The sequence below is a fragment of the Parabacteroides faecalis genome (genome assembly GCF_022809355.1).
GTDB classification, from domain to species: domain Bacteria; phylum Bacteroidota; class Bacteroidia; order Bacteroidales; family Tannerellaceae; genus Parabacteroides; species Parabacteroides faecalis.
Genome location: NZ_JAKZMM010000004.1, coordinates 110,037 through 124,635 on the forward strand (window position 1 = coordinate 110,037; position 14,599 = coordinate 124,635).

General features: G+C 48.2%; 16 protein-coding genes and 2 pseudogenes. 17 read left to right on the plus strand and 1 reads right to left on the minus strand.

Annotated elements, in window-relative coordinates; translation table 11 throughout:
* Window positions 1-213: 213 nt before the first annotated feature.
* The 14 genes and pseudogenes from MUN53_RS02495 to MUN53_RS02560 all read left to right on the plus strand — a co-directional run.
* Window positions 214-525, plus strand: a pseudogene (locus MUN53_RS02495) (hypothetical protein); the annotation flags it as partial.
* 65 nt (window positions 526-590) lie between these two features.
* The gene (locus tag MUN53_RS02500) at window positions 591-992 is read left to right on the plus strand and encodes a hypothetical protein (protein WP_005816123.1); all 402 of its coding nucleotides are present in this window, start codon (window positions 591-593) and stop codon (window positions 990-992) included.
* A 3-nt stretch (window positions 993-995) separates the two neighbouring features.
* Window positions 996-1,610 (plus strand): conjugative transposon protein TraK, encoded by a 615-nt coding sequence (gene traK, locus MUN53_RS02505; RefSeq protein WP_005816126.1) that lies wholly within the window; start codon window positions 996-998, stop codon window positions 1,608-1,610.
* 12 nt (window positions 1,611-1,622) lie between these two features.
* A complete protein-coding gene (locus MUN53_RS02510) occupies window positions 1,623-2,042 on the plus strand; it encodes a hypothetical protein (RefSeq protein ID WP_005816127.1) in 420 nt (139 codons plus the stop codon).
* Entirely contained in the window at window positions 2,026-3,168 is a 1,143-nt protein-coding gene (gene traM, locus MUN53_RS02515; protein WP_005816128.1) for a conjugative transposon protein TraM, read from the plus strand. The genes MUN53_RS02510 and traM overlap by 17 nt, the downstream gene beginning before the upstream one ends.
* 69 nt (window positions 3,169-3,237) lie before the next feature.
* Complete coding sequence (gene traN, locus MUN53_RS02520; RefSeq protein ID WP_005816133.1) at window positions 3,238-4,083, plus strand: conjugative transposon protein TraN; 846 nt, start codon at window positions 3,238-3,240, stop codon at window positions 4,081-4,083.
* Window positions 4,084-4,154: 71 nt separating this feature from the next.
* The gene (locus MUN53_RS02525) at window positions 4,155-4,628 is read left to right on the plus strand and encodes a hypothetical protein (RefSeq protein WP_425285375.1); all 474 of its coding nucleotides are present in this window, start codon (window positions 4,155-4,157) and stop codon (window positions 4,626-4,628) included.
* An 8-nt stretch (window positions 4,629-4,636) separates the two neighbouring features.
* Complete coding sequence (locus MUN53_RS02530; RefSeq protein ID WP_005816136.1) at window positions 4,637-5,290, plus strand: hypothetical protein; 654 nt, start codon at window positions 4,637-4,639, stop codon at window positions 5,288-5,290.
* A gap of 105 nt (window positions 5,291-5,395) precedes the next feature.
* Window positions 5,396-6,265 (plus strand): fimbrillin family protein, encoded by an 870-nt coding sequence (locus MUN53_RS02535; protein ID WP_225483410.1) that lies wholly within the window; start codon window positions 5,396-5,398, stop codon window positions 6,263-6,265.
* 80 nt (window positions 6,266-6,345) lie between these two features.
* Window positions 6,346-6,960, plus strand: a pseudogene (locus MUN53_RS02540) (YWFCY domain-containing protein); the annotation flags it as partial.
* A 441-nt stretch (window positions 6,961-7,401) separates the two neighbouring features.
* The gene (locus MUN53_RS02545; protein ID WP_243323281.1) at window positions 7,402-8,793 is read left to right on the plus strand and encodes a site-specific integrase; all 1,392 of its coding nucleotides are present in this window, start codon (window positions 7,402-7,404) and stop codon (window positions 8,791-8,793) included.
* Window positions 8,794-8,997: 204 nt separating this feature from the next.
* Complete coding sequence (locus MUN53_RS02550) at window positions 8,998-10,155, plus strand: site-specific integrase (protein WP_243323282.1); 1,158 nt, start codon at window positions 8,998-9,000, stop codon at window positions 10,153-10,155.
* A gap of 304 nt (window positions 10,156-10,459) precedes the next feature.
* The gene (locus MUN53_RS02555) at window positions 10,460-11,029 is read left to right on the plus strand and encodes a hypothetical protein (protein WP_243323283.1); all 570 of its coding nucleotides are present in this window, start codon (window positions 10,460-10,462) and stop codon (window positions 11,027-11,029) included.
* On the plus strand, window positions 11,029-11,400 hold the full coding sequence (locus MUN53_RS02560) for a helix-turn-helix transcriptional regulator (RefSeq protein ID WP_177438064.1): 372 nt from the start codon (window positions 11,029-11,031) through the stop codon (window positions 11,398-11,400). Before MUN53_RS02555 ends, MUN53_RS02560 begins: the two co-directional genes overlap by 1 nt.
* 55 nt (window positions 11,401-11,455) lie before the next feature.
* Here MUN53_RS02560 and MUN53_RS02565 read toward each other — a convergent pair whose 3' ends face one another.
* Window positions 11,456-11,806 (minus strand): hypothetical protein, encoded by a 351-nt coding sequence (locus MUN53_RS02565; protein WP_243323284.1) that lies wholly within the window; start codon window positions 11,804-11,806, stop codon window positions 11,456-11,458.
* Window positions 11,807-12,087: 281 nt separating this feature from the next.
* Here MUN53_RS02565 and MUN53_RS18370 point away from each other — a divergent pair, with 281 nt between their 5' ends.
* From MUN53_RS18370 to MUN53_RS02580, 3 genes are read left to right on the plus strand one after another with little or no spacing between them, the layout of a single operon-like run.
* Window positions 12,088-12,474: a plasmid mobilization protein gene (locus MUN53_RS18370; RefSeq protein WP_394803025.1), complete on the plus strand. Its 387-nt coding sequence runs from the start codon at window positions 12,088-12,090 to the stop codon at window positions 12,472-12,474.
* Entirely contained in the window at window positions 12,471-13,556 is a 1,086-nt protein-coding gene (locus tag MUN53_RS02575; protein ID WP_243323285.1) for a relaxase/mobilization nuclease domain-containing protein, read from the plus strand. The genes MUN53_RS18370 and MUN53_RS02575 overlap by 4 nt, the downstream gene beginning before the upstream one ends.
* A 54-nt stretch (window positions 13,557-13,610) precedes the next feature.
* Entirely contained in the window at window positions 13,611-14,564 is a 954-nt protein-coding gene (locus MUN53_RS02580) for a hypothetical protein (protein ID WP_243323286.1), read from the plus strand.
* Window positions 14,565-14,599 lie beyond the last annotated feature (35 nt).

Here is a 14,599-nt window from a genome sequence, read left to right on the forward strand (position 1 = left end):
TGATTTGCTTTCGGCGGTGCCTCAAGCATCTGATTTTGATGCAAAGTTATACCAAATTTCTGAGAATACGCAACAAATCTGCAACAAATTTGCACCTAAAACATCAAATATAAGGAAATCAAAGAATAAGAAAGAAATAAGCGTAATACGTTATATATCAGTTATATTACTTCACTTTTGTTTCTTTTTATTAGATTTGTTATCATTCGTTTTTGCCTATACTTCGTCGGTTTCTACGTCCTGTTGCTGTTTGATATTGTGCTCTGCATACAGGTAGAGAACCTGACGGCCATCACCGCCAGTGAGCAGACGATGGCAGCCTATCTGCAAAACTCGTTCTTCTCGGCAGGCTATCTGATGGCAGCGAGCATCGTGGCGTTGAAATGCCTGAACCTCGTGCCCGACCTTGCGGCATGGATGATACCAGAGGGCGACACCGCCTTCTCAACCCGAAACTTCGGCGAGGGCGTGGCACAACAAGCCAAGATGACGGCTACGGGAACCATGGCGACCGTGATGAGATAACATGTGAGTGTGCGGTGAGTCACCGCACCTCCTATTGAAACAAATAAAAGTAACCATCAAGAAAAATGAAAGCAAAAAATGAAATTGAGCGTTGGCTCAAAGATGAGAAATTCATGGCGTTTGCCAACAAGCGTGCAAAGGAAGAGTTTTTCAATTCCGAAAACAACTACATCGACCCACAGTATGAGGAGATGGCAGAAGGCTTTGAGGATAACGACGAGTATGTAGTGCCTATGGTAGATTACCTGAGTTATCGCTTGCATCGTGCCAAAATCTACAGAAATCGACGGAGACGTGAACGTGACATCTGGTGGGTGTGGATCCAACTGAAATACGAAGGCATCTACGTAGAGGCTTGCATCAAGTATTACGCCAAACTGGTGGAAGAAGTTGAGAAGGACATATACACCATCCTGCACCGTGAATATGTGAGAATGAAGAGAAATCAGACCTCAAACAAGCAGTAACGTATGGTAATCAAGAACTTAGAAAACAAAATCAAGCTGGTGGGCATCATCTGCTCTGCGTTCCTCATGGGCTGCATCATCATCTCGGTGTCGAGCATCTGGACGGCGCGCTGCATGGTGACGGACGCGCAGCAAAAGGTGTATGTATTGGACGGCAACGTGCCCATACTGGTGAACCGCACCACGATGGAGGAAACGCTGGATGTGGAGGCAAAGAGCCATATCGAGATGTTCCACCATTACTTCTTTACGCTTGCTCCCGATGACAAGTACATCCGCTATTCGATGGAGAAGGCGATGTATTTGGTCGATGAAACTGGTTTGGCGCAGTACAATACGCTGAAGGAAAAGGGCTTTTACAACAATATCATGGGTACGAGTGCCGTGTTCAGCATCTTTTGCGACAGCATCAAGTTCAACAAGGAGAAGATGGAGTTCACCTACTACGGTAGGCAAAGGATAGAGCGAAGGAGCAATATTCTGATGCGTGAATTGGTGACGGCGGGACAGGTGAAGCGCGTGCCGAGGACGGAGAACAATCCTCATGGACTGCTCATCACGAACTGGAGAACCTTGCTCAACAAGGATATTGAGCAGAAGTCGAAGTCAAACTTCTAATATCCTAGCGGTATGAGTGTAAAAGGAATCAGACGGATGCTTGTGGGCGAGGATATGCCCGACAAGAACGACCCCAAGTACAAGAAGCGGTATGAGAAGGAGGTGGCGGCAGGGCGCAAGTTTGCCAAGACCGCGAGGATAGACCGTGCGGCGGCTAAGGTGCAAGGCTTTGCCAATGCCCACAAGACGCTGTTTCTCGTCATCGTCTTCGGCTTTGTCGCCACGTGCTTCGGCATCAACATCTACAGGATGGTGCGGTATTACGGTCATCGGACGGAGGCTGCAAGTGCCATCGAGCGGCAGGAAGGGCGCATGAAGCAGATGATGAATGCAGCCCATTGCATCACTCCTCCCGTGACGCATCGAACCAACGAGGAGAATCGAGACAAGTCAGTAACATCAAAATCAGACAGCGATGAGAATAACAGATAAGATAAACTTCCGTCAGCCGAAGTACATGCTGCCAGCCATCGTGTACATCCCGTTGATTGCCACAGGCTATTTTGTCTTTGACATGTTCAATACGGAGGTGGCGGAAACGCAGGACAAGAACCTGCAGACCACCGAGTTTCTGAACCCCAACCTGCCCGGAGCGCAGATTAAGAATGGTGACGGCATCGGTGGCAAGTATGAGAACATGGCGAAGTCGTATGGTCGCATAGCAGACTATTCGGCTGTTGATAACATTGAGCGTGACAACGAAGAAGAGAAAGAAGCGTATGAATCCAAGTACACAGAAGAAGACCTTGCGGAACTCGTCCGTCAGGCAGAAGAGAAGGACGATGCAGCCGAAGTGGCCGATGCCAAGGCGCGAGAAGCGGAAGCACTCGAAGCACTCAACAAGGCACTCGCCGAAGCGAGGCTGAGAGGACAGGCGGCAGTTGCCCCCGTGGCCCAGGATACCACACAGGCTGGGCCTCCCAAGGAGCAGATTGAGGTGAAAGGTCAGATTGCCGAGGACAGCAAGGCGGTGAAGGCACTGGACGAGGAGGACAAGGCACAGGAGGTGGTGAAGAAGGTGAAGGTGACTTCGGACTATTTCAACACCCTGACGCAGAACGAGCATGAGCCAAAGCTCATCAAGGCCATCATTGACGAGGACGTGAAGGCTACGGACGGGTCGAGGGTGCGGCTGAGACTGTTGGACGATATTGAGATTGGTGAGACCGTGGTGAAGAAAGGGTCGTACCTCTATGCCACCATGAGCGGTTTCGGTTCGCAGCGAGTGAAGGGTAGCATCAACTCCATCCTTGTGGATGACGAGCTGATAAAGGTTTCGCTTTCGCTTTATGACACGGACGGACTGGAGGGACTGTATGTCCCCGGCAGCCAGTTCCGTGAGACCACGAAAGATGTGGCGAGCGGTGCTATGCAGAGCAACATGAACATCGACCAGAGTGGAGCGAACAACAGTTTCTCGCAATGGGGAATGCAAGCCGTGACCAATGCCTACCAGAAGACAAGCAATGCCATCAGCAAGGCTATCAAGAAGAACAAAGTGAAGCTGAAGTATGGGACGTTTGTTTACCTTGTAAATGGGAAAGAGAAAAGGAAATAGACACTGCCCGACAACGGAATTGTCGGGAACGGTGGCTCATAGAGTATAAACATCAAAAAATCAACTAATATGAATTGTTTTCAGAAAATGAATGTCTGTGCATTGCTTTCGCTGAGCGTGCTTTCAGCCAAGGCGCAGACCACCTACATGGAGATGGAGCAGCTGACGGTCAACGACCAAGTGACCACCGTCATCACCGCCTCCGAACCCATCCGCTTTGTCGATATATCCACAGACAAGGTGGTGGGCGACCAACCCATCAACAACACCATCCGCCTGAAGCCGAAGGACAACGTGTATGCCGACGGTGAGGTGTTGGCGATAGTGACAATCGTGACGGAACGCTACCGCACGCAGTATGCACTGCTCTATACCACGAGGATGCAGGAGGCAGTAACCGATAAGGAAATAGAATGCTCGGAGCGCAATGCCTACAACAATCCCGCTGTAAGCCTGTCCACTGCCGACATGACCAAGTATGCACGTCAGATATGGTCATCGTCTGCCAAATACCGCAACGTGGCGACGAAGATGCACCGCATGGTAATGCGCCTGAACAACATCTACAGCGTGGGCGAATATTTCTTCATCGACTTCTCCGTGGAGAACAAGACCAACATCCGCTTCGACATCGACGAGATGCGCATCAAACTATCGGACAAGAAGCAGAGCAAGGCTACCAATGCGCAGATAGTGGAACTGACCCCATCTCTTGTGTTGGACGATGCGAAGACCTTCAAGTATGGCTATCGCAACGTGATTGTGGTGAAGAAGATGACCTTCCCCAACGACAAGGTGCTGACCATCGAGCTGTCGGAAAAACAGATAAGTGGACGCACCATCTCGCTCAGCATCGACTATGAGGATGTGCTGTCTGCCGATTCGTTTAACCATATACTGTTGGAGGAGGAATAATGAGAATTAGGAATGAGGAATTAGGAGTGAGGAATTGGCTTGTGCATACCTTACTCGTTGTCATCTGTTTTATGGCAAGCATGACTCCGGCAATGGCGCAGCAGAATAGCGACCGCATATCCTTGGGGTTCGGATGCCTGTATGAGCGAGGACTGGACGTGACGCTGTCCTACGAGTATGAGACGAAGTACCACAATGCGTGGGAGTATTTTGCAAACGGATATATCAAGTGGAACGAGTGCGCATCGTGCGGTCATGTCTGTCCTGAGAGTTTTTGGAACAACTACCGCAGTTATGGTTTCGGCTTTGCCTATAAGCCCTGTGTGGCAAGAGGACGCAACCACCATGGCAACATGCGCATAGGAGCATCGGCAGGTAGCGATACTGACAGGTTCTTGGGTGGCATCCACCTCGGCTATGAGCAAAACTATACACTCAGACACGGCTGGAAGCTCTTCTGGCAGGTGAAGACCGATGTGATGATCAAGGGTGAAGACCTGTTCAGAACGGGTATTGTCCTGGGTGTGAAACTTCCTGTAAAATGACTATGCGTATGAAGAAACTGTTTTCAATCTTGGCAGTTGCGGCAACGGTGTTGCTGACTGCCTGTGACGAGCATCAGGACTTTCCCGACACAGCCATGAAGGTCACCCATATCTTGACCACTGACGGCAAGGTGATGCCCTACGAAACCTACGAGCAATCGTGCAAGCAAGCCATTGCAGTGGTGTTCAACGTCAATCAGAGGGAAGAAATGGAGGGAAACGGATATGCCGTCTATCTGTGGGACATCGCTCCCGAAGCCTTTGCTGACAGTATCGGTGTGGAACAGGACACATCCTGTGACCTCACCGCCTACGACGGCAACAAGAACACTTTTGCCCTTTATGGCACGACCGATGTGAAGTCGCCTTTGGCTGAGCGTGTCTTCGACATGTGGCGTTACGGGCAAAGTGCCTATATCCCCAGTGTGGCACAGATGCGTCTGCTCTATCATGCCAAGGACATCATCAACCCATACATCCTGAAATGCGGCGGCACACCTATCCCCGATGAGGATGATGACTGTTGGTATTGGACTTCAACGGAGGTAGAAGGACAAGCGACCGCCAAGGCATGGCTTTACTCACTGGGAAGCGGTGCCATACAGGAGACTCCCAAGTGGCAGCCGCATAAGGCGAGACCCATCATCACGATTATGGATTAGCCCATATACAGACATCGAGTATCACCCGTATCATCATCAAAGTACAACAATTAAAAAAGAAAAAGCATGAAAAAGAATTTGTTTCTAATGTTGGGACTTGGAGCCATGCTCCTCACGTCCTGTGACCAAGACATCGTCAATGAGATTTACCTGCCCGGTGGCGGAGGTTCTGTGGTCGTGACCGACAGCACATCAACCAAGCAGCTTCAGGTATTCACCAATCTGGAGATGCTGCAACCTGCCGTTTCCACACGAGCCGTTGACAACCAGTGGGAACTCAATGATATGATTGGCATCTCTTCCACAGGGATGATCAACAATATGAAGTTCACCCGAAGCGGCGGCACGAATCAGTTTGTGTCAGCCAACAAGGTGTTTTTCACGGACACAGACACTCACACCTTCAATGCCTACTATCCCTATACGGCAAATCCTACCAACGACCTCATAGAGTTCCAAGTGCCGGAGGCAGCTGTACAGAGTGAGCAGAAGGTCAATGATTTTCTGTTTGCCAGTGGAGCGGCATCATACGCCAATCCGAGCCTTACATTGAACTTCACCCATCAGATGGTGCGTGTCATCATCAAGGTCTATACCTCACCAGAATACGGTTTCACCACCAATGATTTTGCAGGAAGCCTACTCACGTTCGTCGGTTATTTTGACAGCGGTACTTTCAACATCAAGACCGGAAAGGTAGAATGCAGTGACGAGTCGGTGACGACCTATTATTTCGGCGACCCACAAAGTGACCACATGGAATATACGCTTTATGTTCCTGCACAGGTTATGCCAGACATGACATTGCAACTCAGCAATGGGGAGAACTTCGTATTCCTCACAAACGACACGTGGAAAGCGGGTCATTCCTACAGCTATTCATTGAAGCCTGTACGCAACACCTTGGAGGTCATATCTGCAACTATTTCTCCGTGGACAGTAGAGTCTGAGAAGACCATCAACGGCTACGAATAAAACTCATAAGAGGATTGGAGGGTGTCCACCGTGGCATCCTTCATCTTTTCTCATTATCACCCAACATCATCGTAAAGTAAATGGAAGAAAGCAAAGAGTTACAGGGTTTTTACAAGATATTCAGGGCGGTGATTTATGTCTCCATCCTGATGGAGTTCTTCGCCTACGCACTGGAGCCGGAGCAGTTGGACTTCTTGGGCGGCGTAGTGACGGATATCCACACTCGCATCAAGCGGTGGATGATTTACCATGACGGCAACCTCGTGTATAGCAAGGTGGCTACGTTCCTGCTGATATGTATCACCTGTGTGGGAACGCGCAACAAGAAGCATCTGGAGTTTGACGCTCGCAGGCAGGTGCTCTATCCGCTGCTGTCGGGAGTGCTGCTGATTGTGCAGTCCGTATGGCTGTTCGGTCATTCGATAATGCCCTGTTTCTATACCCTCCGTTTGAACACTTGGCTCTATATGCTCACTTCCATCGTCGGTGTCGTATTGGTGCATATCGCCCTCGACAATATCTCTAAGTTCCTGAAGGAAGGGCTGCTGAAAGACCGCTTCAACTTCGAGAATGAGAGCTTTGAGCAATGCAGGGAGTTGCAGGAGAACAAGTACAGCGTGAACATCCCTATGCGCTATTATTACAAGGGCAAGTTCCGCAAGGGATGGGTGAACATCGTCAATCCGTTCCGAGGTAGAAGAAGAACAAATCGAGCGATTTTTGTTAAACTCATAAGCTGGCTGAAACTGAATGTAAACAACTTAAAATCAACGATATGGGTAAAACAAAGGAAAATAACGGAAAACATCCGAAAAGGGATGACTTCGGGATGGTTGGGAACTTCGGTCGGGAACTACCGATTTTGTTTCCCAGAGTTTCCCACAAATCTACGTACCCTAAACGGATTGAACTCAATAATCCTGTCTCTGTTTGGTATGTGCAAATGAACGCAAACCCACCATGAGGTCTAATTAGAAAGTCTAATCTCTTTGTGAGTAATTAAATAGATTTAATAAAAGACTGAAAGTCAGCAATTAACAAGGTTTATCCGTCCGAAAATCCTTACCTTTGCCGACGCATTTCAAGGATAGCCGGACTCCTACAATCGCAATATATATAATAAAAAGGAGTACACAATGAAAATCTCAGTTTCACTACATAATGCCCCAAAGAAGGGCGAAGACCAGAACCTCAGACAGGTAATCTTCCGAGTACGAGAGGGCAATAACGATTTGAAGGTACGCACCGACCTCATGGCAGACCCAACGCTTTGGGATGAGTCAGTACCAGGTTACAGACGCACCACCAAGTTGGGCAAAGGAGGTACAAAGGCATTCAATGATAAGTTGCAAGACATCTTCCGACTTATCGAAGCAGACTTCACACCGATGCGTGATGGCAAGTGGCTGAAGGAAACCATCAATGGCTACCTTCATCCAGTTGCAGAACAGCCTAAGCCATTCTCACCTCTTCCTTGCGAGGACAACGAGAAGGATACTTCACTTGAAAACCTTGACAAAGGCACGGTTCCTGATTGGTTCATGAAGTACGTTGAGCATTGTGATGTCAGCCATGGAAGAAAGGCTTGCTACCTTTCCACAATCAAGAAACTACGTCGCTATGAGTTGTTCAAGCGAGAGTTTGAAGGTCAGAAGGACTTCAATCTCTATCCCGACACCTTCACAATAGATGATCTCTACGACTTCTATGAGTATGTCGAGAACGAGTACATCTACTATGATGAGCATTATGACTGGTATCGTCAGTTCCACATTGACAAGAAGCCACCTATCAAGTACACCAACAACTATATGCAGACCGTCAGAAGTCATTTCCGTGCATTCATGAACTGGATGACCAAGAACGGCTATAGTACCAACATGGAGTACAAGAAGCTGACTATCAAGCCTGATGTCTATGCTGACCCTATCTATCTCACTCTTGAAGAGCGTGACAAGGTCTATTATACTGACCTTACCAAGCATCCCGGACTCTCTCTTTACCGAGACATGTTCATGTTCCAGTGTCTGGTTGGTTGCCGTGTGTCAGACCTTTATGCTTTCACTACTCGTAATATCACTGAGGATGGCTTCATCGAGTATCTTCCTCAGAAGACTCGTGAGAATGCAGTCGAAGGAGCACCTTCTTCCTTCTGCCGTGTTCCTCTCAATGATAAGGCAAAAGAGATTATCGAGCGCAATATGGACAAGCGCAGTGGTCGCCTTTTCCCATATCGCAACAAGAACATGTATGCTTATGGCATCAAGATGCTGCTGCTTCTCTGTGAGATTGACCGCATGGTGACTGCCAGAGACCCAGACACAAAGGAGTTTACACGATACCCATTGTACATGGTTGCTACAAGCCATACGGCAAGAAAGACCTTCATTGCCAACATCTACAAGAAGGTGAAAGACCCTGAATTGATCTGCTCAATGACAGGTCACATGCCAGGTTCCAAGTCCTTCCGTCGCTATCGCCACATTGATGACGATTGCAAGTGGGATGCACTTGAAGGTATTGAGTAATCATAATCAACTAACCATCAAAAGACAAGTAAGATGAAAGTTACAGCATTTATCCGTCAGAAGCAGGTTGCCAAGAACAACACTACTGACAAAAGCACCATATTCTTCCGTATTCGTGATGGCAAACTCGACATCAAGGTTGCCAGCGAACTCTCCATCAATGCCAATCACTGGAGTGATGACCGCCAAGGCTACAAGCTTCGTGTGAACACTGTCTCTGATGCAGTCAAGCGAGAACTCGACCGTAAGGTCAGGGAAATCACCGACCTTATCAATGACAAGTATCACAAGGGAGTTGATGGCAAGTGGTTGAAGCACCTCATTCAGTTATATCACCATCCTAACATGATTTATTCTGAGGATGGCATCGATACCCGACTGACCAACCAGATTACAGAGTACTATAACCATCGTAAGGTGGCTAACTGTACCATCTATACCTCGCATACCATCATCAAGAAGATTAAGCACTTCGAGCTTTACATGCAGAATGTCAAGCGTCGCAAAGGCTATGTCATGTATGCTGAAGCCATTACCGAGGAAGACCTTTATCTTTTCAAGGAGTACCTTCTTGACGAGTATATCATCTTCCAAGACCATCCCGAGATCTTTGAAGACCTGAAGGAGTGGCAGAAGCCAAGGGCAGAAATGTCTGAGAATGGTGCGTATGACATTCTTCACCGCCTTCGTACTGTCATGAAGTGGGTTGACTTCAACGGCATTCCAACGACAAAGCCGTTCAGCCGCTTCGAGTTGAAGGCTCCGACCTATGGCACACCATGGTATCTGACTCTTGAAGAAAGAGACAGAATCTGGAACCTTGATTTGTCTGCCGAGAAGAACCAGTTGAAGTTCCATCGTGACATCTTCATCTTCCAGTGCTGTGTTGGTTGCCGTATGGGTGATATTGGCAGATTCACCAAGGATAACATCGTCAATGGTGCTTTGGAGTACATCCCACATAAGACTGCCGAGAGCTCAGGCAGACTTGTGAGAGTTCCGTTGAACCAGAAGGCTCGTGAAATCCTTGACAGGTATAGTTGGCGCAAGACCACACTACTCCCTTATTTCGAGGATTGGGAGTACAACGATGACATCAAGAAACTCTGTACCATGGCAGATGTGACTCGCATCGTTTCGGTACTCGACCCGAAGACTCGCACCGAGGTGAAGAGACCACTCAATGAGATTGCCAGCAGCCACATGGCACGACGCACCTTCATCGGCAACATGTACAAGAAGGTCAAGGATCCAGACCTTATTGGCTCGATGTCAGGTCATGTCGAAGGTTCCAAGGCTTTCGCCAGATACCGAACCATCGATGATGACATGAAGCGTGAACTCGTTGACATGATCAACTGACACACCTGCTCTGCCACACTTGCTCTGATGTACTAACGTTCTGTCTGGCAGATGTCCCTATACCGCATCTGCCGACAGAACACATGTCAAACCTTTTAATACTGCAAATCAAAAGAAGAAGCATATTCAATGAATACCCCCACCTCCTGACCAATGGATTGGTCATCAGGTACCGAGAGAATCAACTGCTTTTATCACTGATATACTTACTATGTCACAGAAGCATTTTACTCATGAGGTCTTCCTCACTCATGCAGTGAGTCTTGACCTACTGGATTACCTCTGTCCAGTTCACAAGAAAGAGGTGTTGAGAGTCGATGCTTTCCGCGACCTTCTCAACAAGACCTGCCAGCAGCCTTCAGGTGCAATGACCAAGGAGGGTACTCCACTGGTCGTTACCCCTGGGCAACTGGTAACGTCGGTTTCCGAACTCGCACGAGTGTGGGACTGGCACAGGGATAAGGTTCGTGACTTCCTCAATGGACTTGCCGAACGTGATGTTCTCACGATCGACATGCACAAGAAGTTCATGGTTCTTTCATTCCCTTATCTGGCAGACCGTATCTCAGCCTATGCTCCAAAGGCTGATGACAAGGTATCTGCCGACCCAACACCTTCGCCTGATGGAGCAAGCGAAGATAAGGGGCAGAAGAAGGAAGGCTCACCTGTCACTCAGAATGTGGCTACTGCAACCGAGGGTGCTGCAACCAAGGAGGCAAAGGCTGGCAGTCAGAATGATGGTGTGAAGAGAGAAGGAGGTAACGCTGATACTGCCAGACGTGGCGGTTACATGCAGACAGACCTCTTCTCTGGTGTTGATAACTCTGGCACTCAGCAAGTGCCGGATAATACTAACCAAAAGAAGGCTGAATAATGGATTTATACTCAATGATTCAGGCTGGTGGTCGTATGAATTTCACGGTCACTGGCGAGGATCTTGTCCAGTTCGCAGAGACCATTATCGAAAAGACTATCGCTATGCGAGATGCCGAATTGGCAATGGCTCCTAAGGACGAGACCTATTTGACGACTGACGAGGTCATTGCTAAATTCCATGTCTGCAAGACCACCTTGTGGACTTGGGAGAAGAATGGCTATCTGATTCCTTCGCGCTGGGGAAAGCGTAAGACGTATGCCTTATCGGAACTCCATGCGCTCATGAAGGACAAGAAGAAGCGTCTGCCGAATCTTGCTGCTCAGGAGAACAAGTTGGCAGATACGCTTGGAAAGGAGGTGCAGGGCTGACAGGTATCTCTGATGATGGGCATGGTCAGCAGTTGTACGCTGTCATAGCCTACCCTCAGAGCCTTGCAGGAACAACAGAAAGGTGATGTCCTTTGGCAGACACACCATGCCTTACCCTTTTCCCTTTTGTCAATGCTGGATTTCTGACCAGTTTCACCTCTTGATCCTCATTCAAGGCACAAGCAGTGAACCAGGCTTTCCGGCATAGACACACCCAAGGGTGAAAGGATGCCCAAGCGACACATACTATATTATATGTAGTAAGAGTCGCCCAGGCATTGATTCGAGACCATCCTTCTACTCGGACATTACGCAGCAGACAGAGGTCAGCGAGGTGTCTCTGACCACAGTCCGCTATCATGCGTAAAATCCGTTTCAGGAGGCTTTGTCGAGGTCGTAAGACCATGGCTCTGCCGATGGCTCACCACCTGTCCTGCAGCCTGTCTATTCATCTATTACAAACATCTTCGATGCCTACGGCTATAACCTTGATTCTACCTTCGTTAAGTCTTGTATCTGACACGATCCAGCAGAGCTGAAACGATGTACGTCAGACGTAACGACCGCTTTGCGGAGAGAGGTTTTACGGGGTTGGGGAGCAAGTGTATGTTTTCTATGCCCAGAAAACAACCATCCCTTCGGTCGGGAGCATCAAGATGCTGGCACATAAATGTGAAGGAGGCTATTATGAATAATACCCAAGAACCCCAAACCCCTAACTCTTCTCGTAAACATAAGGGAGGTCGTCCACCCTTAACAGAGGAACAGAAGCGAACCGTATGCAAGAAGGCTTACTTCACTGTTGAAGAGGCTAAATGCGTCGAACTCGCTGCTGATGAAAACAGGATGTCTGACTCAGAGTACATGAACCAGATGACTATGAACGGCTATGTCAAGGCTCCTATAGATCCTGACTTCGCCAAGGATTTCAGGGCAGCTGCTAACATGGCTGGAAATCTCAACCAGTTGGCATACCAAGCCAACAAGGCAGGTTTCAGCAGTGTGGCAAAGGATATGCTTGATTTGCGTTCAAGGCTTCATGGTGTACTCGACATAATCTACCGCTGGATATGATGCCCAAGATAAGTAACGGTTCTACCTTCGGGGGAATCGTCAATTATGCAAACGACATCAAGGACAAGGACACAACAATTCTCGCTTCTCGCGGAGTTGATCTTCGGAGCAACTATACCATAGCAAAGTCTTTCAAGATTCAGGCTATGATGAACCAAAGGGTGCAGAATTGTGTCGGACACTTTGCGCTTTCATTTCCTCCAGAAGACGCACATCGTTGCACTGACGGATTCATGCGTAAACTGGCAATGGAGTATATGAAGAAGATGGGCATCACTGATACCCAGTTTGTCATCTTCCGACACCATGACCACGACCATGACCATGTGCATGTTGTCTATAACCGAGTCAACGATTTCGGCAAGACCATATCTGACGGATGTGATGTAGAAAGGGCAATCGCCATTTGTCAGGCGATGACCCGACACTACGGTCTTCACTGGAGCGATGGCAAGATGAAGGTCAACCGTGACCGACTCAAAGGCAAGGCAGTTGTCAAGTATGCCATCTTTGATGCAGCACAGAAAGCATTGCCTGGCAGTCGTACATGGCAGGATTTCATCGATCGTATGAAGGAGCAAGGCATTCAGGTCAAGGTCGCACCTCGTGAAGGTGGCAAAGGCATGGGAGTTGTCTTCACCAAAGGCAATGTCTCAATGAGTGGTTATCAGGTTGACCGACGCAGTTTGACTTTCTACATGTTGAACCAGCAGTTGTACAACATCAACGCTCTGTTGCCTAAAGACCAGTGGTTGCCTGATGAACCTATGATTCATGAGGTCAAGTTTGACGATATGGATTCTGATGTCCGTCTGCCTAAAGTTTCCTTTGGCAAAGAAGACGAGTATGTCGAGGACAGTAGCGTGAATATCTATGATGATAATAACGATTCTGCCTTATTCGATTCCGACGCGGCTGCCGAACTTGCTTCCTACGTGGCTGCTGCAGCTGTCGAACTTGCCGTTGGTCCGACTGTGGTTCCGACCTCAGGAGGTGGCGGTGGTGGCAGTTCCAGTGGCTGGGGCGATGACGATGATGATGACGAGAAGAAGAAAAGGAATAGACCTAAGTTCCATCGTTAATACATTTAGAATATGCCGAATAATACTACAAAACCTAAGCTTAAACCTGCAAGGATGATAACCAAGGAGAAGGTTCAGGAAGTGAAAGACAAGATGGCTGATATTTCATCCACAGTTGTCTCTTCACAGACTGTGTCTGCACATCCTGCTGAATCTTCTGAGCAGATCGAGGATGCTGATGTCATTGTTCCTGTCAGTCAGCCAGATTCTGAATCTGTTGATGTGACGGAGAATCCGCCTATCGATGGCGAGTTTACAGACAAAATGCTCAAAGATATTGACGTTCATGACTTCTGTTTCATCTTGGAAACGATGTACAACTATACAGCGGATCACAGAGAAGAAGCGAAGCGCAAGGAACGTGAAGAGAGCAGACGTAAGCAGGAAGAATCAGGTATCGATGTCATCACTCCTGAGAATGCTCTTGTAAAGTGTACTGGTTTCATGAACGACATTCTGACTGGTTATAACCTCTACAAGAAGCATGAGAGTGCTATTGACAAGCAACAGACGAAGTCCAAGGAGATTGCAGATACACAGAACGAGACTGTCAAACGTCTTGAAACCGTTATCGGCAGGATTGAGGACGTGCAAGGAGTTAAGGCTCCAAAGCGACCTCCATTCCCTTCATGGGCATGTCTGGCTTATTTGTTCTGGCACTGGCCTATGTATGGTTTTGCTTTTCTCTGGCAGTCGAAGTACTTCCGCAGATTCTGCTTCCTCACCGCATTCTTTGTGATGGTGCTGGAGTTCTGCATGATTGTACTTCTGTCATACGACAACAAGGATCTGCATCATGACCGTGCCAAGTATGTCTCTGTCAGGAACTGGTCACTGGTCGAAGGTGACACGGCTACCATCAACAAGTTTGACTATGTGGATTTTATCTATAGTGATGTCAAATACCGCAAGGACGATATTGACGCTCTTCAAGAGACAATTCGCAAGAAGTACGACATCATGATGGAAAAGAAGCAGAAGCAGCAGAACCAGAAGCATCACAAGTGATATGCTTGCAACTACTCTCTATTAAAATTGGCGCA

What these genes read in the sequence shown, in the direction of transcription:
- MUN53_RS02500 (WP_005816123.1), top strand. Translation starts at nt 591, where the DNA reads ATGAAAGCAAAAAATGAAATTGAGCGTTGGCTCAAAGATGAGAAATTC.
- traK (WP_005816126.1), top strand. Translation starts at nt 996, where the DNA reads ATGGTAATCAAGAACTTAGAAAACAAAATCAAGCTGGTGGGCATCATC.
- MUN53_RS02510 (WP_005816127.1), top strand. Translation starts at nt 1,623, where the DNA reads ATGAGTGTAAAAGGAATCAGACGGATGCTTGTGGGCGAGGATATGCCC.
- traM (WP_005816128.1), top strand. Translation starts at nt 2,026, where the DNA reads ATGAGAATAACAGATAAGATAAACTTCCGTCAGCCGAAGTACATGCTG.
- traN (WP_005816133.1), top strand. Translation starts at nt 3,238, where the DNA reads ATGAATTGTTTTCAGAAAATGAATGTCTGTGCATTGCTTTCGCTGAGC.
- MUN53_RS02525 (WP_425285375.1), top strand. Translation starts at nt 4,155, where the DNA reads ATGGCAAGCATGACTCCGGCAATGGCGCAGCAGAATAGCGACCGCATA.
- MUN53_RS02530 (WP_005816136.1), top strand. Translation starts at nt 4,637, where the DNA reads ATGAAGAAACTGTTTTCAATCTTGGCAGTTGCGGCAACGGTGTTGCTG.
- MUN53_RS02535 (WP_225483410.1), top strand. Translation starts at nt 5,396, where the DNA reads ATGCTCCTCACGTCCTGTGACCAAGACATCGTCAATGAGATTTACCTG.
- MUN53_RS02545 (WP_243323281.1), top strand. Translation starts at nt 7,402, where the DNA reads ATGAAAATCTCAGTTTCACTACATAATGCCCCAAAGAAGGGCGAAGAC.
- MUN53_RS02560 (WP_177438064.1), top strand. Translation starts at nt 11,029, where the DNA reads ATGGATTTATACTCAATGATTCAGGCTGGTGGTCGTATGAATTTCACG.
- MUN53_RS02565 (WP_243323284.1), bottom strand. Translation starts at nt 11,806, where the DNA reads ATGGTCTTACGACCTCGACAAAGCCTCCTGAAACGGATTTTACGCATG.
- MUN53_RS18370 (WP_394803025.1), top strand. Translation starts at nt 12,088, where the DNA reads ATGAATAATACCCAAGAACCCCAAACCCCTAACTCTTCTCGTAAACAT.
- MUN53_RS02575 (WP_243323285.1), top strand. Translation starts at nt 12,471, where the DNA reads ATGATGCCCAAGATAAGTAACGGTTCTACCTTCGGGGGAATCGTCAAT.
- MUN53_RS02580 (WP_243323286.1), top strand. Translation starts at nt 13,611, where the DNA reads ATGATAACCAAGGAGAAGGTTCAGGAAGTGAAAGACAAGATGGCTGAT.